The organism is Streptomyces yaizuensis, from assembly GCF_034961445.1.
In the GTDB taxonomy this organism is placed as follows: domain Bacteria; phylum Actinomycetota; class Actinomycetes; order Streptomycetales; family Streptomycetaceae; genus Streptomyces; species Streptomyces yaizuensis.
The window spans coordinates 51,214-73,997 of the sequence record NZ_BSBI01000003.1 but is presented as its reverse complement, the minus strand read 5'-3'; the positions used below and the strand labels follow the sequence as shown (position 1 = coordinate 73,997).

Sequence of the window (22,784 nt, the reverse complement as noted above, 5' to 3'; positions counted from 1 at the left end):
ACCGGGCCTACGCTGGAAGGAAGCGGCACCTACCCACCGAGGAGGTCGCCATGACCAGGAAAGTCGCCGACTGCCGGAAGTTCCCGAGCGAGTCGGGCTGCACCCTCACCATCTCGGGCCGCGAGGACGAGGTCGTACGGGCCGCCACCGAGCACGCCGTCTCGGTGCATGGCCATGAGGACAGCGCCGAACTGCGGCAGCAGATCCGCGGGATGCTGGAGGACGAGAAGGTCCCGGCCTGAACAGCGGGACGCGAAGGTCCCGGGCCCAAGCAGCGAGAGGAACCGGCCGGGACGACGGCCGGTTCCCCTCATGGCCCCGATGGTCCCGATCGCCCCGGCTCAGCCGAGCGCCTGCTCCAGGTCCGCCAGCAGGTCGTCCACCGCTTCGATGCCCACCGACAGCCGCACCAGGTCGGCCGGCACCTCCAGCGCGGAGCCCGCGACCGACGCGTGGGTCATCCGGCCCGGGTGCTCGATCAGCGACTCCACCCCGCCCAGGGACTCGCCGAGCGTGAAGAGTCGCGCCCGGTCGCAGACCGCGACCGCCGCCTCCTCGCCGCCCTCGACCTGGAAGGACACCATCCCGCCGAACGCCTTCATCTGCTTGGCGGCGATCTCGTGGCCCGGGTGGTCCGGCAGCCCCGGGTACAGGACACGGGTCACCTTCGGGTGCCGGGTCAGCAGCTCCGCGATCCGGCCCGCGTTCTCGCTGTGCCGGTCCATCCGTACCGGCAGGGTCTTGATCCCGCGCAGCACCAGCCAGGAGTCGAAGGGCCCGGCGACCGCGCCCATCGCGTTCTGGTGGTACGCCAGTTCCTCGCCGACCTCCGCGTCCGCCGCGACCAGCGCGCCACCGACGACGTCGGAGTGGCCGCCCATGTACTTGGTCAGCGAGTGCACCACGATGTCCGCGCCGAGCGCGATGGGCTGCTGGAGGTAGGGGCTGGCGAAGGTGTTGTCGACGACCAGCCGGGCACCGGCGCCGCGCGCGATGTCGGCGACGGCCGCGATGTCGGTGATGCCGAGCAGCGGGTTGGACGGGGTCTCGACCCAGATCAGCTTGGTCGCCGGGGTGAGCGCCGCGCGCACGGACGCCGGGTCGGAGGTGTCGGCGACGGACCATTCGACGCCCCAGCGGGCGACGACCTTGGCGAAGAGACGGAACGTACCGCCGTAGGCGTCATTGGGGATCACCACATGGTCGCCGGGGCTCAGCAGCGCCCGCAGCAGGCAGTCCTCGGCCGCCAGACCGGAGGCGAAGGCGAGTCCGCGCCGGCCGCCCTCCAGCGCCGCCAGGTTCTCCTCCAGAGCGGTACGTGTGGGGTTGGCGCTGCGGCTGTACTCGTAGCCGCCGCGCAGCCCGCCCACTCCGTCCTGCTTGTAGGTGGACACCTGGTAGATGGGCGGGACGACCGCGCCGGTCAGCGGGTCGGCGGTGTTCCCCGCGTGGATGGCGAGGGTTTCGAGGTGCTGGGAGCTGCTGATGTCCTGGTGGCTCATGGCCCGAGGGTAGCCGCGCGGGTCGGGGGCCCGCCGCCGGGGAGCGGTCGCTTCGGCCGATTCCGGACGGTGCCGGGCGGGCCCCCGCCGTACCGGGGGCAGCGGTCCGAGACAGGGGGCGTCCGGAAGGCGGGCGCGTGCCTGGGGGACCGGCGGGCGTCCGGAAACATGACGGCGTCCGGGAGACCGGGGGCGTCCGGAAGAATCGCGGCGTCCGGGAGAATGGGCCCATGGAGATTCTCTGGTTCCTGATCGCGCTGGGCATGCTGACGGCGGTCCTGCTCCCGTTCGCGCTGCGCCGGCGGGCCGTGGGCATCCGCCAGGTCGCGCCCGACGCGCCCGACGCGGCGGACCCGGTCAGCTACGGGTTCCTCCGCCAGGAACTCCAGGACATCCGGCTGCCCGGCCCCGACCAGGACCTCGTCGACGTCCTCGACCTCGTCCAGCGGACCCAGGACTGGCGGGCCGCGTCGCAGCTGCTGGCCGGCACCCCCCAGAGCGGCGAGCTGCGCTGGCAGCGGGTGCAGGCGTTCGCCGGCGCCGCCGCGCTGGAGCTGGCGCAGAAGCCCGGCGCGGGCGGGTCCTGGCTGCGGACCTGGCGGCTGGAGTCCCCGAAGGACGCCGGTGGCGCGCAGGTGCACGCGGAGTTCCTGGTGCAGCAGGCGTGGCGCTCCTCCGCCGTCGGGTCGGACGACTTCCGGATCATCCTGGACGAGGCCCGCACGGCCTGCGCCGATGCGGCCCTGCTGGCTCCCGGCGACCCCATCCCGTACATCGTGGAACTGGCGATCGCGCGGGGCCTCGGCTATCCGCACGACCAGTTCGACCAGGTGTGGGCCAAGGTCATCGACCGCGCGCCGCACCACATGGGCGCGCATCTGGCCGCCCTGCACTACTGGTGCGAGAAGTGGCACGGCAGCCGGCAGGAAGCGGACCACTTCGCGACGACGGCGGCGGCGCGGGCCCCGCAGGGCTCCCTGCTGGCGGCGCTGCCCCTCTTCGCGGTGTACGAGCACATCCCCGATCTCGTCGTCGTGCAGAACTTCTACGGCACGGCCGTGGTCGGCAAGGCGATGGACGGCGCGCTGTACGCGGCGCACTCGGCCCGCGACGGCGACCCGGTCCTGCCGCACGTCCGCCATCTGCTGATCTGGTTCCTGGTCCGGGGCGAGCGCTGGGCCGAGGCGATGCAGCAGCTGGTACGGGTGGACGGCCATGTGGGCGCGCTGCCGTGGACGCAGAGCCCCGACCCGGCGGCGGAGTACACGCTCCACCGCAATCTGGCCGTCGCGGGGTACGAGGCGAACGGCGGGAGCCCGGCGACGCTGGCGCCCTGATCCGGGGTCCGGGCGGGACGCGGCGGCGGACGGGCCGGGGGCGGGCCGGGGAGCGGGGGCGGAACGCCACGGTGGGCCGCCCCGGCGCCAGGGGGACTCCCGGCCGGCGGCGGTCGCGGGGCGCTCGCGGAGCGCGCTCGGCACGGCCTGGGGAACCCGGTGGCGCGATCCTGCCCCAGGGTGGGCGAGCGGCCCGGAGGCGTGGTTGCCAGTGGGGGGTACGTGGAGTGATACTCCGACTCCCCCGCACCACTTCGCCATGCCTTCGCCACGTTCGCCATGCCTTCGTCACGCCGCGCCCACACCGCGGTCCTGTCCGGCGGGGCCAATCCGGGGGGCAGCCGCCCAGGGGCGTGCCTCCGCGGCCACGGAAAGGTCCGGATTCATGCCCCTCTTCTCGCGCCGCCCGAAGGACGCCACCGGCGGCGGCCCCGGTCCGGTGGACCGCCCGGGATCCGCCTCCCCTTCCGGCTTCGGCTCCGTTTCCCACTCCCTCCCCCGCTCCGGCTTCGGTCTGCGCTTCGGCCGACGGGCGGACCGGCCGGTGAGCGCCGAGCGGATCGCCGCGCTGGGCCTGCTGCCCAGGGAACGCCAGAACACCGGCCGGGCCGCGCCCGACCCCGGGCTCGACCGGGTGGTCGCGGCGGCGCGGGCGGGCGACTGGCGGCCGGGCGCGGAGCTGCTGGCGGCGACCGGGGAGCGGTGGGAACTCCGTACCGCCGTGATCGGCGAGCTGGCGGGCGCGGCCCGGCGGGACGACGTCTGGCTCCAGCGCTGGCGCACCCACCAGCCCGAGGACGCGGGGGCCGCGGCGGTGCAGGCGAAGGCGATGACCGATCTGGCCTGGGAGATCCGGGGCGGCGCCGGGGACGGACGGATGTCCCCCGAACAGTCGGAAGGCTTCTTCCGCATCCTGAGCCGCGCGGGCCGGGACATCGCCCGCGCGAAGGACCTGGACGCGCGGGACCCCTCCCCCTATGTCGCGGACATCTGGCGCGGGATCGGCCTGAACCGTCCGCACGCGGAGATGCACCGGCTGTGGGGCAGCGCGGTCGCCCTCGACCCGTACCACCTGATGGCGCACCGCAGCGCCCTCCAGTACTGGTCCGCGCGCTGGCACGGCTCCCCCGAGCTGGCGTTCTCCTTCGCGGAGCGGGCGGGGCTCGCGGCGCCGCCGGGGGTGCTGCTCAGCTCGCTGTGGCTGACGGCGTGGTGGGACCACCACCGGCCCGCCGACGGGGACGCGCGGCCGTTCAGGGAACGCGGGGTCCTGGCCGCGGTGGACCGCCTCCACGAGGACGCCTCCGCCGCCGACCCGGACCATCCCTATCTGGCCGAGGCCCGCCATGTCCTGGCCTACTTCCTGGTCCGCCAGGGGCGGGCGGCGCCGGCGCTGGAGCAGTTCCGGCGGGTGGACGGGCATGTGGGGGCGTTCCCGTGGACGGAGTCGTCCGACCCGGCGGCGGCGTACTGCGCCTTCCGGGACATGGCGATCAATCTGTCGGGCGGCTGAGCGGGCGGCCTCGGAGTGTCCGGGGAGATGGGGGAGAGGCGGGAATTCCGGACGCGTCCCCGTACGTTCTCCCTAGGCCGGCAATCCCAAGGAGCCCAGCATGTTCCTGTCCTCCCGCTCCCCCCAGCTCCCCACCCCCGAGCAGGCGCTGAGGGGCCGCACCGAGCCCTCCTTCTCCGTCCCGGAGCGTCACACGGTCCTCGGCAATCCGCTGCTGGGGCCCTATCCGGAGGGACTGGAGACCGCCGATTTCGCCCTGGGCTGTTTCTGGGGCGCCGAGCGGAAGTTCTGGCAGACCCCCGGCGTGTGGACCACCCTCGTGGGGTATCAGGGCGGCTACACCCCGCACCCGACGTACGACGAGGCCTGCTCCGGCCGCACCGGCCACACCGAGGCCGTCCGCGTGGTCTACGACCCGTCGGTGGTCTCGTACGAGCAGCTGCTGAAGCTGTTCTGGGAGTCCCACGACCCGACGCAGGGCTTCCGCCAGGGCAATGACGTGGGTACGCAGTACCGCTCCGCGATCTACACCCACTCCCCCGCCCAGGCGGCGGCCGCCGAGGCGTCCCGCGAGACCTACCAGCGGGTACTGACGGCCGCCGGCCACCAGGGCACGATCACGACGGAGATCCTCCCCGAGGAGGGCCGCCCCTTCTACCCGGCCGAGGCGGGCCACCAGCAGTACCTGGACAAGAACCCCGGCGGCTACTGCGGCATCGGCGGCACGGGCGTCAAGCTGGGTGACCCGTTCGAGACGAACGGGGGCGCGTCCTGCCCGACGGGCCTGACGGCGTCCCCGGACCCCGAGGAGAAGTAGTCCTCAGCCCTCGTCATCCGGCCCTGTCATCCCAGATAGGGCCGGTCGCGGCGTTCGAGGAAGTGCCCGATGCGGAGCTGCTGGGTGTGGTGCATGGGGAGGTCGGCGAGGTCGTCCGGGTCGATGAACCGCAGTTCGGTGGACTCGTCCGAGATGGCGAGTTCGCCGCCGGTGACGCGGGCCGTGAAGCAGATGTTGAACTGCCGCCGCACCTCGCCGTCCGAGTAGGCGATCACATGACGGGGGTCGGTGTAGGTACCGACCAGCCCGGTGATCTCGACGTCCAGGCCCGTCTCCTCCCGGACCTCGCGCACCGCCGTACCGGGGAGGGAATCGGTCATATCCATGCCGCCGCCGGGCAGGGCCCAGAGATCGTTGTCCCGGCGCCGCTGGAGCAGGATGCGCCCCTGTTCGTCGGTCACGACGGCGGACGCGGCAACAACGAGACTGTTCGGCTCGGGGGCCTCGGGATCGTCGTAGTACTCGGTACGGGCCACGGTCACTCCTCGCGGATCGGGGACGCCATCGCCCATACGGCGTCAAAGCTCTGTGCGTAGGTGTCGAAGATCCCTCCGGCACCGTTGCGCCTGAGGTGCCAGACGGGTGCTCCGTAGGCGTTCACTCCCCAGACGTGGGCATTGACCAACAGTTGATCATCTGCCCGGAAGAGGGAGTTGTAGAGCGTCGTCCCATGGGTCCGGACCTCGATTCCCGGCACCCCGATCAGCGGCCGGTAGTGCATCAAGGCCAGTCGGCACCGGGACTCGATGCCGTGCCCGAACTTCTCTTCCTCGCCACGCTGCCGGACGTTCTGGCTGTCGGCGTCCCCGAGAGCGATCCGGATGGTGCAGCCGTCGGCGGCGCGCTCCCGCAACAACTCGTTGAGGCGCGGGTACGCCTCGTGCAGGAAGATCGCGGCGTAGACAAGCACGTCGATGTGCTCGCGGGACTGAGCGAACATGTCGGTGAAGACCGACACCGGGATGTCCGCCCGCTTCTCGTAGAGGGCGACCAGTTCCGGGCTGACCGCGCGGGCGGCACGAGCCTGACTCAGTGCGGGCCACAGGGTGTGCACGTCTTCTCCTAGGGTCTCTGCCGCGAGCAGGGCCGTGGTTCGACGTGGCGTGCGGCCCAGATTGACCCACCGTTCAACGGACTTGGGGTCGACCTCTGCCTTCGTCGCGAGAGTGGCATAGGTCCACCCACCGGCTGCCATGGCTGCTCGGAGCCGTTCGTTCGGCATCGCAGTCTCTCCCTGGAGCTGGGGACGTTGCTAGGGACGTTCTACCGCACCCAGGACGTCCCCAAATGGGTTTTGGGGGAGGTATCCCCGTCCTGGCGACCGGCCTGATCCTCCCCGTATGACGAACAACTCCGCCCCGGAAGTGGGCACCCTGGCACTGGATTCGGTGACCAGGCGAGTCGGTACGGTCATGGGCCATGTCGGCCCCTATGTGCAGCTGCGCCCGCCCGGGGGCGGCCTGGAGTGGGACGCCTCCCCGGAGAACGTCCAGCCGGCCGATGCCTCCGACCGGCTCCGGAAGCAGCTGGCCGAACGGAACGCGAACAGCGTGCGTGCCCTGTGAGGCGCTTCGGCTTACACCCCGCCCGGTGGATCATGCGCCCGGATCCCGTCAGGGACGCACCGGAGATGATCCACGAACTGGTCTGCACGACGTGCGAAGTCGCGTCTGGCGCCCAGGGCGACTTTGATGCCGCACGGGACTGGGCCTTCGCCCACACCGACGCGAACCCCACGCACCTGCGCTACTTCGAAATGGCTGCCCGCCCCTGGCGCGTGGTCCCCGCTGATGGGGATCGCCCATGAGACGACGCCTGCTCCACGCACTGGTGCTGATCTCCTGGCTGGCGGTGTTCGTACCCGCCTCCCTACTCAGCGACTTGAACACCCGCTGACCCACCACACGTCGAGACCGGACCACCCCTCGCCTGGACAGCTACCGGGGTGATCCGGCCCGGAGCCCTCGCGGACCCCAGTGCCGATGGTACTGGGGCCGCAGCCATGCCGCTGATCAGCGGAGCTACGGCCCAGGTGCTGAACTTCAGCTTCCTGAGGGGACGTTCTGTGCAGCACGAGCCGATAGACCCGGGCGTCGACGGCGACGAGGTCTTGGACCCGGACGCCTGGGTGTGGACGCAAGGGGTCGACTACCTGGCGGGGTGGCGACGCGCGAGGGACGCGGCGGCGGGGCTGGCTGCCGCGATGGACGCGGCCGGCATCGACACGTCGGGGATGACGGCGACGGCTGACGCGGCTCCGGATGGGTCGGGGCTGCTGCGGTTGTCACTTCCCGCTGAGACGGCCTTCTCCATGGCGCGTGTGATCAGGGAGGGAGCAGTGAAGCGGGGCGAGTCGGGGGTGGCCGGTTCGAGGCAGTCTGGTCGGTGCACCGCCCAGAGGAACGAGCCATGAGCTTGAGAATCAAGGGACCTCCAGCCCCTGACCAGGGTAAATACCTTTCAGGCTATGTTGCCTCCTCGCCTTGGATCTTTCACTGACCGTGATTCGCCGACCAATCTGACACGGGTCTGGCATGAACTAGCCAACGAGATAGCAGAGTTGATCGACGCTGAACCCAAGTCTCCTTCTTGGATCGGCGTACGATGGGGGCCCATCTGTCCTGGAGGTAAGCGGCGTTGGACTTCTGGCTGAGCCTAGGCTTCAAGAGCAACCCCTACATCGTCAAGCCCTTGCCCGGGAACGAGGATGGACGAGAGCTGCTCGTCGGACGGGATGCTGAACTCCGTTCCTTGCTGCGAAGAATGCGCGAAAGCGATATGCATGTCGTCCTGGAGGGGCCAAATGGGGTAGGCAAGACTAGCCTTGTCCTGGTAGCTGCGTGGGTTGCCAGTGAGGAATTCAGGAGTGGCGATAGTCAGCAGCTCTATCTCCCCCTCCTTGAGCCTCTTCAAGTTAAAGAAGACTCGGAAGAGTTCGTGAGTGCGTGCTATTTTGCGATTGCGCGAGCTTTCCTTGAGTATGAAGACACCCTTAAGCGTGCAGGGCGTTCAGTTCCACGAATAAAGGACCTTAGACTCTGGCTGGATTCGCCCATATTGCGTACGCGCGGCGGCGGCATCACGAGCCCCTTCGGAGGGCTTACAGGGTCGGCGAGCGCATCGGCCAACTCCTCGCAAGGTTACACGCAAGCTGGATTTCGAGCTGCGGTCAGAAGGTGGCTAAGTGACGCCTTCCCTGACGGATCTGGTGGGTTTGTTGGCCTTATTGACAATCTGGAGCTAATTGATATCTCAAGTGCCGCTCAGGGGGTAATGGAGGAAGTTAGAGACCCAGTTCTTCAGCTTCCGGGAACGCGCTGGGTTATATGCGGAGCTCGGGGGATCGCACGGAGCGTGGCGGCGACCCCTCGACTGAATGGCGTCCTATCGGATCCAATCGACATCTCTCCGGTGCCTGACGAATTCATTCCACATTTGATTGACGCTCGACTTAAGCGCTACGCCGTCAGGGGGGACGCTGTCGCTCCGGTTTCCGCCAAGACTTTTGAGCATATCTACGAAGTAAGCCATCAAAATCTTCGCGACTCCCTCAGTTACGCCCAAGATTTCTCTTTCAGCCTGGATCCAGAATTCTTCCTCCAGAGCAATGAAGCCAGGATCGAGAACGCGGCGAAAGAATGGCTGGCCGAGCTGGCCATGAAATACGAGAGAGATATTCGGCTTCAACCAAGGATGTGGAAACTACTGGACGATCTGGCCGGGATCGGAGGTTCATGCTCGCCGGGGGACCACTTGGTCCTGGGCTTCAACGATCGAACGCACATGCGCAAAAATGTTGTCGATCTTGAGCGGTACGGTCTGGTTACGAGCAGCCGAGAGGAAACGGATCAGCGCAGGAGGTCGATTGAAATTACGTCGAAAGGCTGGCTGGTTCATTACTCTCGTTCGCAAGGGCTGATAAACCCGACTATTCCTGGCGTTGATCCGCAGTAGGCCGGTGGAGCGGGTTTGGCCGGTGTCCTGCCCGGTTTGGGGTCGAGCATGATCAGGGGGCCGTACGCTGGCCAGCAACTCGGGCAGGCTTGCCTCCTGCCCGCAATGTGTCCGAGTGGCCCCCTGGTCTTGCTCGACGCGGGACCCGGACCGGGGAGGTGGCTAAAGCCGTGGAGCCGACCGCCCCAGCCACAGAGGGGTTCTTCCCCACGAGCAATGGGCGCTGGCGCGGCCAGCGGTGCCGGGCCCGGAGCGGGCCGAAGGCAGGAGCGGCGGGGCCCGGCGGGGAGCCGGGCCGGGCGCGGCGAGCGGAGCGAGGCGCCTTGAGGAAGTAAAGAAAGTTTCGACCGGTGGCCCGGTCAGCTCCGGACAGCTTGCGGGCTGCGGCTGGCGCCGGGGCTGATGCGGTAGTTGAGCTGGGCCCTGCTGCCGCTGGTGCGGAGTTCTTCCAGCAGGAGCGGGGCGTTGTCCGTGCCGTGTGTGACGCGGAGCGCGTGGATCACCGGGGTCGCGTCGGGGAGTTCGAGGGCCGCGCGTTCGTCACCCTGGGGCATCCGGGCCCGTACGGTCTCCGACCACGTCAGCTCGTGTCCTGCCCGCGCCAGGGCCGAGTAGATCGCCTCCACCGGAGCGCCGGGGTTATCCGCCAGGGCCGGCGCCTGGTCAGCGGTGGCGAACGGGAGCAGCAGCCGGTGCAGCGCGCGGGCGCCCGTCGCCGGGTCGGTCAGTGTGCGGTCCACCCCGAAGAGCGCTTCCCCCTCGGCCAGTTCGAGGAACGGCCCGGTCTCAGCCGTGGTTCTGGTCCGGTGGGCGGTGGGTTCGTGGGCCTCCTGCCACGGCGGGCCACCCAAGGCGAATGCGGCTCCGGTACGGGTGACGGAGCGCTCGATGGTCAGATGCGGGGTCGGAGCACCCTTCACGAAGCTGCCCTTGCCGTGGCGGACCTCGATGAGCCCTTCCGACCGCAGTGCGGAGATCGCGTTACGCACGGTGGGGCGGCTGACCTCGTAACGCTCGATGAGTTGCGCCTCTGACGGGAGGGGGCTGCCGGGCGGGAAGTCTCCGTTCGCGATGCCCTGCCGGATCGCGTTGGCCACCTGCTGGTACAGGGGTCCGGGGCGCTCGATGCCTGCCATGTCGCTCGGCCTTCCCTTGTCGGTTCGCGGGTGTCGCCACCCAAGTTACTCACGTCACTCGTCAGCATAAGTTGTTGCCTCTCCGAGTCAAGACATACATAGTCGTCACTCGTAAGCACGAGTGACGTCAGGTGTACTGGCGTTCATAGTCAAGGAGGCCGCCACCCATGCAGTCCATCCCCGTGGACACGGCACGACTGGGCGTACTCCGGTGCGCCATCGCGCCGGAAGTGAAGTACAGCAACGCGGAGACGAAAGAGATCAAGAAGGACCGGGACGGCAACCCCGTGTACACCATCGCGGTCACGGTCCGGCAGGACGGACGTCGTATCTCGGTGATCGAGATCGCTGTTCCGGGGGAACAGAAGGGCGTCGTCGAGGGAGCGGAGGTCCGGATCACCGGGCTGGTCGCGTTCGCCTGGGCGATGGGTGACCGGCACGGGATCAGCTTCCGTGCCGATGCCGTGACGCCGGTGATGCCGGTGACGCCTGCCAAGAACGGGGGCGTCGCATGAGCACCGTGCTCCTGGCGCTGGGAACCGTTGTGCTCCTGTGGGCCCTGGGCGGAGGGGAGCTGTTACGCCGCCGCTGCCCCGTCGGGCATTGGTACATCGCCGGGTACCCGTCGGCGGCGCTGCGGGTGTGGTCGACGTGGCGCCGGGTGGCGCTCCTCAACGACCTGACGGTGAACAGGCGCCCGCCGCGTGCACTGCTGGGCGGGCTGGTGGTGATAGGTGACGCACTGCGGCCGGTCGTGCCCCGAGCCTCCCTTCCCCGGGCGACTCGGCTGGGGCTGACCGTGACGGTCCGGATGTGTCCGGGGCAGACCCCGGCCGTCTACCGGGCCGCCGCCGAAGCCTTCACGCATGCGTGGAAGGTGCACGCGGTCCGCGTGACATCCCCGGAGCGGGGCATGGTCCGGATCGCCGCCCTCGCGTCCGATCCACTGGCAAGCCCAGGACTCGCCATGGCCCCCAAGACACTGCTGTCCGCCCTGGTGGGCATCGGCGAGTCCGGCGGGGCCTGGGTGATCGATCTGCTGGACGTACCGCACTGGCTGGTCACCGGGGCCACCCGGTCGGGCAAGTCCACTCTCCTCGCCCGGCTGATCGCCGAACTCTCGCCGCAGGACGTGGCGCTCGTCGGGATCGACTGCAAGGGCGGGATGGAGCTGGGGCCCTTCGCACCCCGGCTGTCCGCGCTGGCTGCCTCCCGGCGGGAAGCGGTCGCCCTTCTGGGTGGGCTCCTCATCGAACTGCACCAGCGGATGCGGCTGTGCCGTGGCCACGACGCCCGTTCCATCTGGGAACTGTCGCCCAAGCTGCGTCCCGTCCCGGTCGTGATCATCGTGGACGAAGTGGCTGAGCTGTACCTTTCGGACGGCACCCGCGCCGGTCGTGCCGAGTCGGAGCAGTGTTCCGCGATGCTCCTGCGCCTGGTCCAGCTCGGGGGCGCGCTCGGTCTGCATCTGGTGGTGGCCGGGCAGCGTGTCGGCTCCGACCTCGGCCCCGGGGTGACCGCCCTGCGGGCGCAGCTCGGCGGCAGGATCTGCCACCGCGTCCATGATTCCGGAACCGCTGAGATGACCCTCGGGGACCTCGACAAGGATGCCGTGGCCGCTGCTCAGTCGATCACCACGGAGGAACCGGGGGTGGCGATCCGCACTGGCCCCGACGGCGGCTGGGAACGCGCCCGCTCCCACCGCCTCACCCCCGAGGAAACCGCCGGCACCGTGGCCCGCCACGCCTCTCGCACTCCCCACCTGCCCACCCTCGAAAGCGCCCTCGCCGGGATGCGGGAGGGGGAAGAGGAATGAGCGAGTACGCGTCCATCCCCTTCGCTCTGCTCTTCGGGATCGTCTCCGTCCTCCTCGTGCGCTCACGCGACGTGCGGGCGTGGCAGGCAGTCGTCATCACTCTGTTCGGGATCTACCTCGGTCAGACCCCGGTGGTCCTCACCGTCGACTCCGTCGTCACCTGGACCGTCTCCGGCTTCATCACGAGCTGACAGGAGCCCTCATGCCCATGCGTCCCGTGCGCTGCCCCATCTGCAAGGGGGAGCGCCACCGCAAATCCCGCACCGGACGTCTGCGGCGCTGCCGCTGCTGCCGGGGCTCCGGAACCGTCCGCTGATCCACCCTCCACCCACAACCCACCAGGGAGCACCCATGAACCGTCGCGCACCCACAACCATGCTCCACGCCGCCTCGGCGGCCCACCCCGGAAGGGCACCACCATCACCACCCCCGATCACACGACCCCGGCGGGCAGGCGTGCCGAACTCGACCGCTCGGCACGCCTGCGCCGCCTGACCGAAGCGGACCGCGACGCCATCCGCCTCGTACGGGATCCGAAGTTCTTCCGCTGGCTCGAACAGGTCACCGCCACCGGCGGGTGCTCCCACCCGGTCCACCTCTCCGGCGCCACCATCACCCGGGACGCGGCAACCGGCGAGATCCTGCACCACTACTCCACCTGCGACGAGCCCGGCGAACGTCTCCTCGTCCGGTGCGGAAACCGCCGGGCCACCGTCTGCGCCCCCTGCTCCCGCCTCCACGCGGGCGACACGTACCACCTCGTCCGCGCCGGTCTCACGGGCGGCAAGACCGTACCGGCATCCGTACGGCACCGGCCCCGCCTCTTCGTCACTCTCACCGCCACCTCCTTCGGCCCCGTACATCGGGCCACGGACGGTGCCCCCTGTCGCCCGCGCCGTGACCCCGGAACCTGCGACCACGGGCGGCCCTTCGGCTGCGCCGCCCGGCACACGAGCGCCGACCCCCGGGCCGGACAGCCCTTGTGCGCTGACTGCTACGACTACCCCGCCCACGTCCTGTGGCACGCCCACGCCGGACAGCTCTGGGACCGCTTCACCCGTGGCGTCCGGCGCCACCTCGCCACCTCGGCCGGCATCCCCCGGGCCCGGTTCCACGATCACGCCCGGCTCTCGTTCGCCAAGATCGCGGAGTACCAGCGGCGGGCCGCCGTGCACGTCCACGCCGTCGTACGCCTCGACGGCCCCGGCGGCCCGCACGACCACCCACCCGCCTGGGGTACCGCAGACAACCTCACGGAAGCGGTGCGAACGGCCGCCCGCCTCGTCTCCGTCCGGGCCCCCTACAGTCTCGCTGTCGGCGAGCGGGCCTTGCGCTGGGGTTCGCAACTCGATGTCCGCACTGTCACGGAAACCGACGGCGGTACGAGCGACGACGCGGTGGCCGCCTACATCGCCAAGTACGTCACCAAGGGCGCACGGGACGCCGGGTCCGGAGTGGACCACCCGATCCGCCACCGCGCCGACATCGACGCCGTCTCCGCCACCAAGCACGCCCGCACCCTCATGTACACCTGTTGGCGGCTCGGTGCCCTTCCCGAGTACGCGCCCCTCCGCCTTCGCGCCTGGGCCCACACCCTCGGCTATCGCGGCCACATCCTCACCAAGTCCCGCGCGTACTCCACCACCTACGCGGCCCTGCGTGCCGGTCGTGCCGACCATCTCGGCCACAGCGCCCCCGTCGACGCACTCACGGAACGCCACTGGCGCTACCTCGACTCCGGTCACACCCCCGGCGCCGCCCTCATCGCGGCCGGGATCGCGGACGATGTCGCGGCCAACCGGCGGGCGCTGGCCGACGGGATCGGGGACGCCCTTGGCCCCCGATGAGATCCGGGCGAGAGTGCTGGCTTCCCGAGCCCTGCAAGGGCTGCCCCCGGTCATCGAGGACCTTGCCGTCATCGAGCGGGCGGCCCGGCTCTTCCTGCTGGTCGAGCCTGAGCCGCCCGCCGGGGACCCGGTCCCTACGCGATCCAGTCGAAGACGAAGCGGTCGGGGTCCCACCGTTTCCGGGGATCGGCGGGACGAACGTCGACCGACCGGACACACGCCTTGACGACAGCTCGGCGCTGCGAGTTGTTCATCCGCTCCCAACGCGCCCGCATGTCCTCGAACGTCCCCACGAAACTCATGATCACCGCCGTGCTGGACACCTGTCCCAGCTTCACCCGGTTCCGTGCCAGGCGGTCGGCGATCGGCTGGCGTGCCACCATCCACTCCTTACGGGTGATGCGCCGCTCCCCCATGTCCTCGGCAAGTTCCTCAAGTTCCTGCTCGTCGGTCCTGATCTCGTCATAAAGGTCGTCACCCGTGTCGTCCTGGGTGCGCAGCCGGGCTGTGAACCCGGGGGATGCCAAGGCGGCGAGCACCATGTCCCGTACATGGTCGTCCGTACGACCGGCGTTCGTGGCCGTACCGGCGCACGCGTCCGTCCCCGGCGTGTTCGGGCAGACGTACCGGGGGACTCCGCTCCGGGGACGGCCTATCAGGCCCCACCCGCAGGGCGTGCCGTCCTTCCTGGGCTTCGCGCACTGAAGGATGCCCGACAGCAGATAGCTGCGCTTCGTCTCGCCCTCGACATGGCGTCGCCGTGCCGGGTCGCTGAGCACCTTGCGCAAGCGGTCGGAGTCCTCCTGACTGATGATGGCGGGCCACACCGCATCCGCGACGATCTCTCCGAGCAGCGGACGCGTGCCCTCCCACGCGTCACGCGGAGTGTGCTCCCTCCGTCCGCTGATACGTGCGGAGGCCAGAAGCCGCCGGAGCCCGGTGGGCTTCCACGGCTTCCCTGCCGGACTGACGATGCCGCGCTCCTGCCAGTCCCGGCAGACGCTCGAAAGGCTTTCGTTCGCCAGTACGCGCCGGGCGCCCTCGCGAATGATCACGGCCTCCTCCTCGTGCACCGTGAGGTGATCGTCCTGGTATCCGAACGGCCGTTTCCCCCCACCCGAGATCCGGCCCGCCTCGGCGGCCTGACGGCGTTGTCGCTTCTGCCGCTCCGCCTTGTGCTCTGCCTCGTGGCGTGCCGCCGCTCCGAGCATGCGGGCGATCATGCGCCCGGTGGGGGTGGCGAGATCAATCTCTCCGCTCACGGTGGCCAGCTCGATCCCCCGCCGGTCGGCAAGATCGATCACGTCCTCCAGCTCCCGGGGCGTCCGTGTGAGCCGGTCGACGTGCCACACCGCGATCGCGTCGACCTCGCCCCGGTCGATCGCCTCCAACATCTGCTGCCACTGCGGGCGGGGAGCCCCGGAGTACGCGCTGACGTCGTTGTCCGGATACACGGTCACCACGTGCCAGCCGATGCGGGCGCACAGAGCCCGGCAGTCCTCCTCCTGGCGTGCGATGCCTAATCCCGCTCCGCCCCTGTCCTGACTGATCCGGCAGTAGATCGCCGCTCGCCTCTTGCCTATGGTGGACTTCATGGGTCACATGGATACACGTTGGTAGGCACGGGCGTGAGCTGCCCGATCGGCGTCGCGAAGGCCCCGGACCCCGAGCAGAAGTAGTCATCCCAGATAGGGCCGGTCCCGGCGGTCGAGGAAGTGCCCGATCCTCAGCCGCTGGGTGTGGTGCATGGGGAGGTCGGCGAGATCGTCCGGGTCGATGAACCGCAGCTCGGTGGACTCGTCCGAGATCGCCAGCTGCCCTCCGGTGACCCGGGCTGTGAAACAGACATTGAACTGCCGGCGCACCTCCCCGTCCGAGTAGGCGATCACATGACGCGGATCGGTGTACGTCCCGACCAGCCCGGTGATCTCGACATCGAGCCCCGTCTCCTCCCGGACCTCGCGCACCGCCGTCCCGGGGAGGGAGTCGGTCATATCCATGCCACCGCCGGGCAGCGCCCAGAGATCGTTGTCCCGGCGCCGCTGGAGCAGGATGTGCCCCTGTTCGTCGGTCACGACGGCGGATGCGGCGACGACGAGACTGTTCGGCTCGGGGGCGCCGGGGTCGTCGTAGTACTCGGTACGGGTGGTACGGGCCATGTCACTCCTCTGGCGCCTGAGGTGGGGGCATGCCTTCGTCGCCAGTGTCGCGCAGGGTCGGCAGACCGGTGGGTGTGCGGTCTCCAGGCCCTGGGGCCATGAGCCGGGGGCGTCGGGTGTTTCGCCCAGGAGCCAGAGGACTCCGCGCTCGTCCTGGTCGGCGGGTTTGCCGCAGACCTGGCAGAGCACGTTGGCCATCGCCGGTCGCTGACGCAGCGCGTGCACCGCGCCGAATTCAGGTCGTCCCTTCCCCGGCGTTGATGGAGTGTGGCGCCGTACTTTTCGTGCGGGTCGCGCCCCCCTAGCGTTTGCGCCGACCCGGTGCACAGTCGCGATGCCAACGGAGAGGACCCGCCATGTTCGGGCTGATGGTGCGCTTCACCTGCAAGGACGAGTCAGCAGCAGCCGCGTTCGACGACCTGGTGGCACGGACGGGTGAACACATCCGTGCGAACGAGCCGGGCACGGTGATCTATACGACCCACCGCGTTGACGGGCAGCCGCTTCAGCGGATCTTCTACGAGCTCTACCGCGACGCCGCTGCCTTCGAGACCCACGAATCGCAGGAGTACGTGATCGACTTCCTGGCCGAGCGTGAGCGGTACCTGTCCTCGACCGAGGTCGACCGCCTGGACCTTGTATCCGGTAAGGGTGTTGGCGTTGAGCACTGAACAGTACGAGAAGGCACTCGGCCGCAAGAGGGTGGCCGAAGTCCTCGACGTACCCGTCTCGGAGTTGGCCGCGGAAGCCCCGCTCATGGCAGCGGTGGCCGACCGCGAGATTCCCGGCGCGTCACGGCTGCGCCTGATGCTGAGCGCGGCGCACTCCTTGAGAGCGGTCCTCGGCCCGTCCGGGCCGCCGGACATCCCCGCGCTGAGGACCGGGGTGGCCCGCGCCCGGTCGCTCACCCACGAAGGCGGATACACAGACCTCGTCGAACTGCTGGAGGAACTGGTCCCGCAGCTCGAATCCGCCCCAGGTCTCCGGCAGCGCCGCCGACGCACTGGCGCCCCTCGCCGAGACGGGCCGGCCCGAAGCGGTGGCCCTGCGCGGAGCACTCACCCTGCAACGTGCCGTAGCGGCAGGCAGACTGAACCGCGCCGAGGAGTCCTACGCCTACCTACGGCACGCCCGAGAGCTGGCCGACCGGATCGGCGAGGGCCGCAACGACCACAACACCGAGTTCGGCCCCACCAACGTCTCCCTGCACGAGGTCTCCGTGGCCGTCGACCTGGGTGACGCGGGCCTCGCCCTGCGGGCGGCGCAAGCCATCGACATCTCCGGTCTGTCACCGGAGCGACAGGCCCGCTTCGGCATCGACCTGGCCAAGGCACACGCTCAGCGCAGGCAGGTCGACGACGCCGTCTCCACGCTGGAGAAGGTCCTTCACGCCGCCCCCGAACTGTTCCACACCAAGCCGACGGTCAAGCAGCTCGTCACAGACCTCCAGGCCATGAGTCCCCAGCCACCGGAACAGCTTCAGGCCCTTGCCCGCGAGCTGGGACTCCCTGAAGAGTGAACCACGTCATGATCGGCGCGGTCCGCGTCGGACAGCCGACCGAGCGGACCGCACTGATCCACCAGCATCCGAGCGCGAGGTGGCGGAAAGGCTGGGCCGGCCGGGCCAGGCACGGCGGGATGCAGTGGATCCCCGCTCGATGTGGTGCGTTTCTGTGAGCGCCCCCCATGGGGGGCGCGCCCGCGCGCATCGGCGGGTGGAGGTGACCCGGTGGCGCGCCCCGGGGCCCGGGCGGGCCGCAAGTAGGGTTGTCGGCGTGGGGAGCAGCGAGCGGCAGGCAGAGATGAGCAGGTCCGGCACGGCGACGGAGCGCGAGAGACCGGGGGCGGCGGAGCCCGAGGGGGCTTTGGGCTCGGTCGTGCCCGCGGAGGTGGTTCCCGGGCCGGGCGTGGTGAGACCCTCCGTCGTACAGCCGTCCGAGCGGGACGTGGCACCGGTCTGGTGGCGCGTCCCGCTCATCGTGACGGCGGTCGCCCTGCCGTTCCATCTGGTGTGGGCCCTCTGGCTGGCGACGGGCGGTGGTGACCTCGCCGCGCAGTTCGCGTGGACGGGGTTCACGCGGGAGCACCCGGGGTCGGCGTACAACCTGTCCTGGTACGGGGGTATGCACACCGTCAACTACAGCGTGCTGGCTCCCCCGCTGATGGCGGTGTTCGGTGTGCGGGCGGTCTCGGTCGCCGCCGCGCTGGTCGGTACGTGGGCGATGGCCCGGCTGGTCGTCCGCAGCGGGGTGCGGTGGCCGGTGTGGCCGGCGCTGATGGGTGCGGCGGTGATCTGGTGCAACATCGCGTCGGGCCGGACGACGTTCACGCTGGGGCTGGCCATCGGGCTGGTCGCGCTGCTGTACGTCCGCAGGCCCGCCCTGGCGGCCCTCGGCGCGGCCCTGGCCACGCTGGCGAGCCCGGTGGCGGGTCTCTTCCTGGTGGTGATGGGCGCGGCCTGGCTGCTGGAGCGGCGCTGGGCGCGGGCGGCCGCGCTGCTGGTGCCGCCGGCGCTGGTGGTGGGGGCGACCACGGTCCTGTTCCCGTTCTCCGGGGAGATGCCGATGCCGTCGGGGAAGCTGTGGCTGCCGCTGCTGGTCTCCGCCACGGTGGCGGTGGCGGCGCCGCGTGAGCGCGCGTGGCGGGTGGTGCGGTACGGGGCCGGGATCTACGGCCTGGGCGTGGTGCTGACGTATCTCATCCCCACCCCCATCGGGACCAATGTGGAGCGGCTGGCGGGTCTGGCGGGGCCGGTGGTGCTGCTGGCCGCCGTGCTGACCGTCTTCGACGGGGTGCCAGCGTCCGCGTGGTGGCAGCGTTCCCGGGCGGGTCTGTCCCGGCTGCTGCTGGTGGCGGTGCTGCTGGTGAATGTGTCCTGGCTCGGTGACAAGACCGAGGACGACCTCGCCGTCTCCACGGTCGTCCCGTCGTGGGCGAAGGAGACCGACGGGGTCGTACGGGAGCTGGAGCGGCTGGGCGCCGACCGGATGCGGGTCGAGGTCGTCCCCGCCCGCAACCACCGCGAGGCGACGGTCCTGGCCCCGCACATCAACATGGCGCGCGGCTGGAACCGTCAGCTGGACAAGGAGCGCGGGCGGCTCTTCTACGACGGTTCGCTGAGCGAGGAGAGCTACCGGCAGTGGCTGGACCGGTGGGCCGTGGGGCTGGTGGTGCTGCCGCACGGCCGGATCGACGGGCCCGCCGAGGGCGAGGCGGAGATCGTGCGCTCGGAGCCGGAGTGGCTGGAGCGGGTCTGGTCCGACGCGGGCTGGACGATCTTCCGGGTGCGGGACGCGGTGCCGCTGGTGTCGTCGCCGGGTGCGGCGGTCGGCGGGGACGCGGGGAGCCTCCTGGTACGGATGCCGTCGGCCGGTTCGGTGACGGTACGGGTGGCGTACTCGCCGTGGCTGCGGGCCGACGGGGCCTGTCTGCGCCAGGAGGGCGAGTACACCCGGCTGACCGTGGAGCGGGCCGGCGAGTACCGGCTCGGCTCCGGGTACGGGATGCGGTTCCGCGACGACAGCTGCTGAGCGGCTACCGAATGGATACCGAGTGGGGCGGCCCGGCCCTGGGCCACCCCCACCCGTACGGCTCAGATCGTCGTCGCGTCTATCACGAACCGGAAACGCACATCACTCGCGAGCACCCGCTCGAAGGCCCCATTGACCTCCTCCGCCCGGATCACCTCGATCTCCGCGCCGATCCCCCGCTCCGCGCAGAAGTCCAGCATCTCCTGCGTCTCCGCGATCCCCCCGATCATCGAGCCCGCGAGGCTCCGCCGCCCCTGGAGCAGCCGGCCCAGGTCGAAGGAGACGGGCTCCTCCGGCGCCCCCACGTTCACCAGGACGCCGTCGTCGGCGAGGAGCCCCAGGTAGGAGCCGAGGGCCAGGGGCGCGGAGACCGTCGAGACGATCAGGTCGAAGGTCCCGGCCAGCTTCTCGAACACCTCCCCGTCAGCGGTGGCCCAGTAGTGGTCGGCGCCGAGCCGCAGCCCGTCCTCCTTCTTGCGGAGCGACTGGCTGAGCACGGTGACCTCGGCCCCCATCGCGTGCGCGAGCCGTACCCCCATGTGTCCGAGGCCGCCGAAGCCGACGATGGCCACCTGCTTCCCCGGGCCGGCTCCCCAGTGGACGAGCGGGGAGTACAGGGTGATGCCGGCGCACAGCAGGGGCGCGGCGGTGTCGAGCGGCAGCCCGTCGGGGATCCGGACGGTGTACGCCTCGTCCACGACGATATGGGTGGAGTAGCCCCCGTACGTCGGTTCGCCGTTCCGGTCGTGGTCGTTGTAGGTGTTGACGCAGCGCCGGCAGTACTGTTCCCGGCCGGCCCGGCAGTTGGCGCAGACGCGGCAGGAGTCGACGAGGCAGCCGACCCCGACGCGGTCGCCGACGGCGAAACGGGTCACGCCGGGCCCGGCCTGGAGCACCCGGCCGGTGATCTCGTGGCCCGGCACCATCGGGTAGCTGCCCGGTGACCAGCCGTCGCGCACCTGGTGGATGTCCGAGTGGCAGATCCCCACGTACGCGATCTCTATCAGTACGTCGTGCTCGCCCACCGGGCGGCGGGGCACGGTGACGCGCTCCAGCGGTGCCTTGGCGCGGGGCGCGGCGTACGCGGGGACGGTGGTGAAGTCCAGAATCGTCATGGCCCCACCCTGTCCGACGGCCCGGCCCGGCCCAACCCCCCGACCACCGTACGGACTCCTCCCGGTGAAACGCCGGAGGCGGCGCTCCCCGCACCGGGGAGCGCCGCCTCCGGCGACAAGGAAGGACAAAGGAAGGACAGGGGAAGCGTCGGGGCGACGGCTCAGACCTTGGAGCCCTGCTTCCACTGCGCCCAGTCCATGTTCCAGCCGTTGAGGCCGTTGTCCGGGGCGATGGTCTTGTCCTTGGAGTTCTTGACGATCACGACATCGCCGAGCAGGGAGTTGTCGTAGAACCAGGCGCCGGGCTTGCTGGGGTCGTTGGCGCCCTGCACGTCCTCCAGGCCGACACAGCCGTGGCTGGTGTTCGAGTTGCCGAAGACGCCCTTGCCCCAGTAGCTGCCGTGGATGAAGGTGCCCGACGTGGAGAGCCGCATGGCGTGCGGGACGTCCTTGATGTCGTACTCGCCCTTGCCGTTGGCGTCGGTGAAGCCGACCGTGGCGCCGTTCATCCGGGTCTCCTTGAACTTCTCGGAGATCACCATCTGACCGTTGTACGTGGGGGTGGCGGGGGCGCCGGCGGAGATCGGGATGGTCCGGATCGTCTTCCCGTCCTGCTGGACCTTCATCGTCTTGCTGGCGGCGTCGACGACGGAGACCTGGTTGCGGCCGACCGTGAACTTCACCGTCTTCTGCTGGACGCCGACGACGCCGGGCGCGCCCTCGACCCCGTCCAGGGCCAGCTTCAGGGTGACAGTGGAGTTCTCCTTCCAGTACTGCTCGGGGCGGAAGTCGAGGCGCTGGCTGTTGAACCAGTGGCCGACGACCTCCTGGCCGCTGCTGGAGGAGACGGTGATCGCGGACTGGACGGCCTTCTGGTCGGCGATCGGCTTGTTGAAGTTGATGGAGACGGGCATGCCGACGCCGACGGTGCTGTTGGCCTCGGGCGTGAAGTTCCCGATGAAGCTGTTGCCCGGCGCCACGGTGGTGAAGGAGCTGTTCTCGTGGGCGGTCAGCCCGGCGTCGTCCTTGGCCTTGACCGCCAGCTTGTACGAGGTGGAACGCTCCAGCTGGGCGTCGGGCTTCCAGCTCTTGGCGTCGGCGGCGAGGGTGCCCTTGACGGCGGTGCCGTCGGCGGTGGTGAGCGTGACCTCGGTGAGGGTCCCCTCGGTGACGGTGACCTTGCCGGCGTTGTTGATGCTGGCGTTGGTGGCGCCGTTCTTGGGCGCGATGGCTATTCGCGCCTTCGAGGCCTTCTCCGCGGCGGCCTTGTCGACCTGCTGCTGGGACTGCTTCCCGCCTTTGTCGTCCCCGCCCTTGTCCTCGCCGTCCCCGCTACAGGCCGACAGCACGAGCACACTGCTGAGCACCGCCGCCGCAGCCGCGAGGCCCCTGCGCCGCTTGCCGTCCGTCATCACAAGCTTCTCCATCGTCGCCGCTCCCCTGCCCTGACCGAACTACTTACATGAACACCTGTGACAGGGCCCACGGTTTCATTTCCCGGGCGATGTGAAGAACGCCACTCTCCCGGTGTCTGTATCCGATCAACCTTTCTGCCCCACCATCTTGCATGGCACGGTTCTGCTGTCATGGGCCGGGGCGGTGGTCCCCGGTTTCTCATCGACGTGCACCTCTCACTAGCATCTGCGCATCCGGCCAACTCCAGGACGCCTCAAGGGAGATCGTGTCCGTGTCCGCCGCACGCCGCCCGCTTCTGACCGCCACCGCCGCGGGCACGCTTCTGTGCGCCCTGTGGTTCGTCCCCTCGGCGAACGCCTCCGCCGACGAGGGCGGCACCGAGAGACAGGGGCAGGCCGGCACGGTCTCCGTGGCCGCCGTCGCCACCGCGGGGATCGAGGAGGAACCCCGGCTCGCGGAGTCCGGCGGCTTCGACACCACCCCGTACCTGATCGGGGGAACGGCCTTCCTCGGTGTGGGCATCGGCTTCGTGTCGTACGCGGTGCGCAGGCGCGGTTCCGAGCCGCTGTGACGCCCCTGGCCGGGCCGTCCTTGGGGGGACGGCCCGGCCGGGGGCAGTGG

24 protein-coding genes are annotated in these 22,784 nt (G+C 70.0%); 16 read left to right on the top strand and 8 right to left on the bottom strand.

What is annotated here, in order from left to right:
- The first annotated feature begins 50 nt into the window (after window positions 1-50).
- Entirely contained in the window at window positions 51-242 is a 192-nt protein-coding gene (locus SYYSPA8_RS08570; protein ID WP_323446416.1) for a DUF1059 domain-containing protein, read from the top strand.
- A 99-nt stretch (window positions 243-341) separates the two neighbouring features.
- On the opposite strand, the gene SYYSPA8_RS08565 is transcribed toward SYYSPA8_RS08570, so the two are convergent.
- Window positions 342-1,502: a cystathionine gamma-synthase gene (locus tag SYYSPA8_RS08565; RefSeq protein WP_323446415.1), complete on the bottom strand. Its 1,161-nt coding sequence runs from the start codon at window positions 1,500-1,502 to the stop codon at window positions 342-344.
- A 230-nt stretch (window positions 1,503-1,732) separates the two neighbouring features.
- On the opposite strand from SYYSPA8_RS08565, the gene SYYSPA8_RS08560 reads away from it, so the two are divergent.
- The 3 genes from SYYSPA8_RS08560 (at window position 1,733) to msrA (ending at window position 5,169) form a co-directional block, all read left to right on the top strand.
- Window positions 1,733-2,839, top strand: a complete 1,107-nt coding sequence (locus tag SYYSPA8_RS08560; RefSeq protein ID WP_323446414.1) for a hypothetical protein — start codon at window positions 1,733-1,735, stop codon at window positions 2,837-2,839.
- Between the two features lie 385 nt (window positions 2,840-3,224).
- A complete protein-coding gene (locus SYYSPA8_RS08555) occupies window positions 3,225-4,352 on the top strand; it encodes a hypothetical protein (RefSeq protein ID WP_323446413.1) in 1,128 nt (375 codons plus the stop codon).
- A 100-nt stretch (window positions 4,353-4,452) separates the two neighbouring features.
- On the top strand, window positions 4,453-5,169 hold the full coding sequence (gene msrA, locus SYYSPA8_RS08550; protein ID WP_323446412.1) for a peptide-methionine (S)-S-oxide reductase MsrA: 717 nt from the start codon (window positions 4,453-4,455) through the stop codon (window positions 5,167-5,169).
- Window positions 5,170-5,195: 26 nt separating this feature from the next.
- On the opposite strand, the gene SYYSPA8_RS08545 is transcribed toward msrA, so the two are convergent.
- The gene (locus SYYSPA8_RS08545) at window positions 5,196-5,666 is read right to left on the bottom strand and encodes an NUDIX domain-containing protein (protein ID WP_323446411.1); all 471 of its coding nucleotides are present in this window, start codon (window positions 5,664-5,666) and stop codon (window positions 5,196-5,198) included.
- A 2-nt stretch (window positions 5,667-5,668) separates the two neighbouring features.
- Entirely contained in the window at window positions 5,669-6,412 is a 744-nt protein-coding gene (locus tag SYYSPA8_RS08540; RefSeq protein ID WP_323446410.1) for a helix-turn-helix domain-containing protein, read from the bottom strand.
- A 118-nt stretch (window positions 6,413-6,530) separates the two neighbouring features.
- Here SYYSPA8_RS08540 and SYYSPA8_RS08535 point away from each other — a divergent pair, with 118 nt between their 5' ends.
- The 4 genes from SYYSPA8_RS08535 to SYYSPA8_RS08525 all read left to right on the top strand — a co-directional run bounded on the left by SYYSPA8_RS08535 (window position 6,531) and on the right by SYYSPA8_RS08525 (window position 9,144).
- Window positions 6,531-6,755 carry a hypothetical protein gene (locus SYYSPA8_RS08535; protein ID WP_323446409.1) on the top strand — a complete coding sequence of 75 codons (225 nt, stop codon included), beginning with the start codon at window positions 6,531-6,533 and terminating at the stop codon, window positions 6,753-6,755.
- A complete protein-coding gene (locus SYYSPA8_RS38480) occupies window positions 6,656-6,997 on the top strand; it encodes a DUF7848 domain-containing protein (protein ID WP_456115157.1) in 342 nt (113 codons plus the stop codon). The genes SYYSPA8_RS08535 and SYYSPA8_RS38480 overlap by 100 nt, the downstream gene beginning before the upstream one ends.
- Window positions 6,998-7,222: 225 nt before the next feature.
- The gene (locus SYYSPA8_RS08530) at window positions 7,223-7,603 is read left to right on the top strand and encodes a hypothetical protein (protein ID WP_323446408.1); all 381 of its coding nucleotides are present in this window, start codon (window positions 7,223-7,225) and stop codon (window positions 7,601-7,603) included.
- A 224-nt stretch (window positions 7,604-7,827) separates the two neighbouring features.
- On the top strand, window positions 7,828-9,144 hold the full coding sequence (locus tag SYYSPA8_RS08525; protein ID WP_323446407.1) for a hypothetical protein: 1,317 nt from the start codon (window positions 7,828-7,830) through the stop codon (window positions 9,142-9,144).
- Between the two features lie 359 nt (window positions 9,145-9,503).
- Here the strand turns inward: SYYSPA8_RS08525 and SYYSPA8_RS08520 are convergent, their stop codons facing one another.
- A complete protein-coding gene (locus SYYSPA8_RS08520) occupies window positions 9,504-10,280 on the bottom strand; it encodes a GntR family transcriptional regulator (RefSeq protein WP_323446406.1) in 777 nt (258 codons plus the stop codon).
- A 167-nt stretch (window positions 10,281-10,447) separates the two neighbouring features.
- On the opposite strand from SYYSPA8_RS08520, the gene SYYSPA8_RS08515 reads away from it, so the two are divergent.
- The 4 genes from SYYSPA8_RS08515 to SYYSPA8_RS08500 all read left to right on the top strand — a co-directional run bounded on the left by SYYSPA8_RS08515 (window position 10,448) and on the right by SYYSPA8_RS08500 (window position 13,943).
- Entirely contained in the window at window positions 10,448-10,795 is a 348-nt protein-coding gene (locus SYYSPA8_RS08515; RefSeq protein ID WP_323446405.1) for an SCO3933 family regulatory protein, read from the top strand.
- On the top strand, window positions 10,792-12,096 hold the full coding sequence (locus SYYSPA8_RS08510; protein WP_323446404.1) for an FtsK/SpoIIIE domain-containing protein: 1,305 nt from the start codon (window positions 10,792-10,794) through the stop codon (window positions 12,094-12,096). The genes SYYSPA8_RS08515 and SYYSPA8_RS08510 overlap by 4 nt, the downstream gene beginning before the upstream one ends.
- The gene (locus SYYSPA8_RS08505; RefSeq protein ID WP_323446403.1) at window positions 12,093-12,287 is read left to right on the top strand and encodes a hypothetical protein; all 195 of its coding nucleotides are present in this window, start codon (window positions 12,093-12,095) and stop codon (window positions 12,285-12,287) included. Before SYYSPA8_RS08510 ends, SYYSPA8_RS08505 begins: the two co-directional genes overlap by 4 nt.
- Window positions 12,288-12,515: 228 nt before the next feature.
- Entirely contained in the window at window positions 12,516-13,943 is a 1,428-nt protein-coding gene (locus SYYSPA8_RS08500) for a replication initiator (protein ID WP_323446894.1), read from the top strand.
- 134 nt (window positions 13,944-14,077) lie between these two features.
- On the opposite strand, the gene SYYSPA8_RS08495 is transcribed toward SYYSPA8_RS08500, so the two are convergent.
- Window positions 14,078-15,538, bottom strand: coding sequence for a recombinase family protein (locus SYYSPA8_RS08495; protein WP_323446402.1), 1,461 nt, complete (start codon window positions 15,536-15,538; stop codon window positions 14,078-14,080).
- An 84-nt stretch (window positions 15,539-15,622) separates the two neighbouring features.
- A complete protein-coding gene (locus tag SYYSPA8_RS08490; RefSeq protein WP_323446401.1) occupies window positions 15,623-16,102 on the bottom strand; it encodes an NUDIX domain-containing protein in 480 nt (159 codons plus the stop codon).
- A gap of 356 nt (window positions 16,103-16,458) precedes the next feature.
- Between SYYSPA8_RS08490 and SYYSPA8_RS08485 the strand changes: the two genes are divergently transcribed.
- The 3 genes from SYYSPA8_RS08485 (at window position 16,459) to SYYSPA8_RS08475 (ending at window position 19,632) form a co-directional block, all read left to right on the top strand.
- Entirely contained in the window at window positions 16,459-16,773 is a 315-nt protein-coding gene (locus SYYSPA8_RS08485; RefSeq protein WP_323446400.1) for a putative quinol monooxygenase, read from the top strand.
- 368 nt (window positions 16,774-17,141) lie between these two features.
- On the top strand, window positions 17,142-17,621 hold the full coding sequence (locus SYYSPA8_RS08480; RefSeq protein WP_323446399.1) for a transcriptional regulator: 480 nt from the start codon (window positions 17,142-17,144) through the stop codon (window positions 17,619-17,621).
- A 256-nt stretch (window positions 17,622-17,877) separates the two neighbouring features.
- Entirely contained in the window at window positions 17,878-19,632 is a 1,755-nt protein-coding gene (locus SYYSPA8_RS08475) for a hypothetical protein (protein ID WP_323446398.1), read from the top strand.
- Window positions 19,633-19,694: 62 nt separating this feature from the next.
- Here SYYSPA8_RS08475 and SYYSPA8_RS08470 read toward each other — a convergent pair whose 3' ends face one another.
- The gene (locus SYYSPA8_RS08470; protein ID WP_323446397.1) at window positions 19,695-20,747 is read right to left on the bottom strand and encodes an NAD(P)-dependent alcohol dehydrogenase; all 1,053 of its coding nucleotides are present in this window, start codon (window positions 20,745-20,747) and stop codon (window positions 19,695-19,697) included.
- Between the two features lie 161 nt (window positions 20,748-20,908).
- Window positions 20,909-22,174, bottom strand: a complete 1,266-nt coding sequence (locus SYYSPA8_RS08465; RefSeq protein ID WP_323446396.1) for a L,D-transpeptidase — start codon at window positions 22,172-22,174, stop codon at window positions 20,909-20,911.
- 260 nt (window positions 22,175-22,434) lie between these two features.
- Here SYYSPA8_RS08465 and SYYSPA8_RS08460 point away from each other — a divergent pair, with 260 nt between their 5' ends.
- Complete coding sequence (locus SYYSPA8_RS08460) at window positions 22,435-22,734, top strand: hypothetical protein (RefSeq protein WP_323446395.1); 300 nt, start codon at window positions 22,435-22,437, stop codon at window positions 22,732-22,734.
- Window positions 22,735-22,784 lie beyond the last annotated feature (50 nt).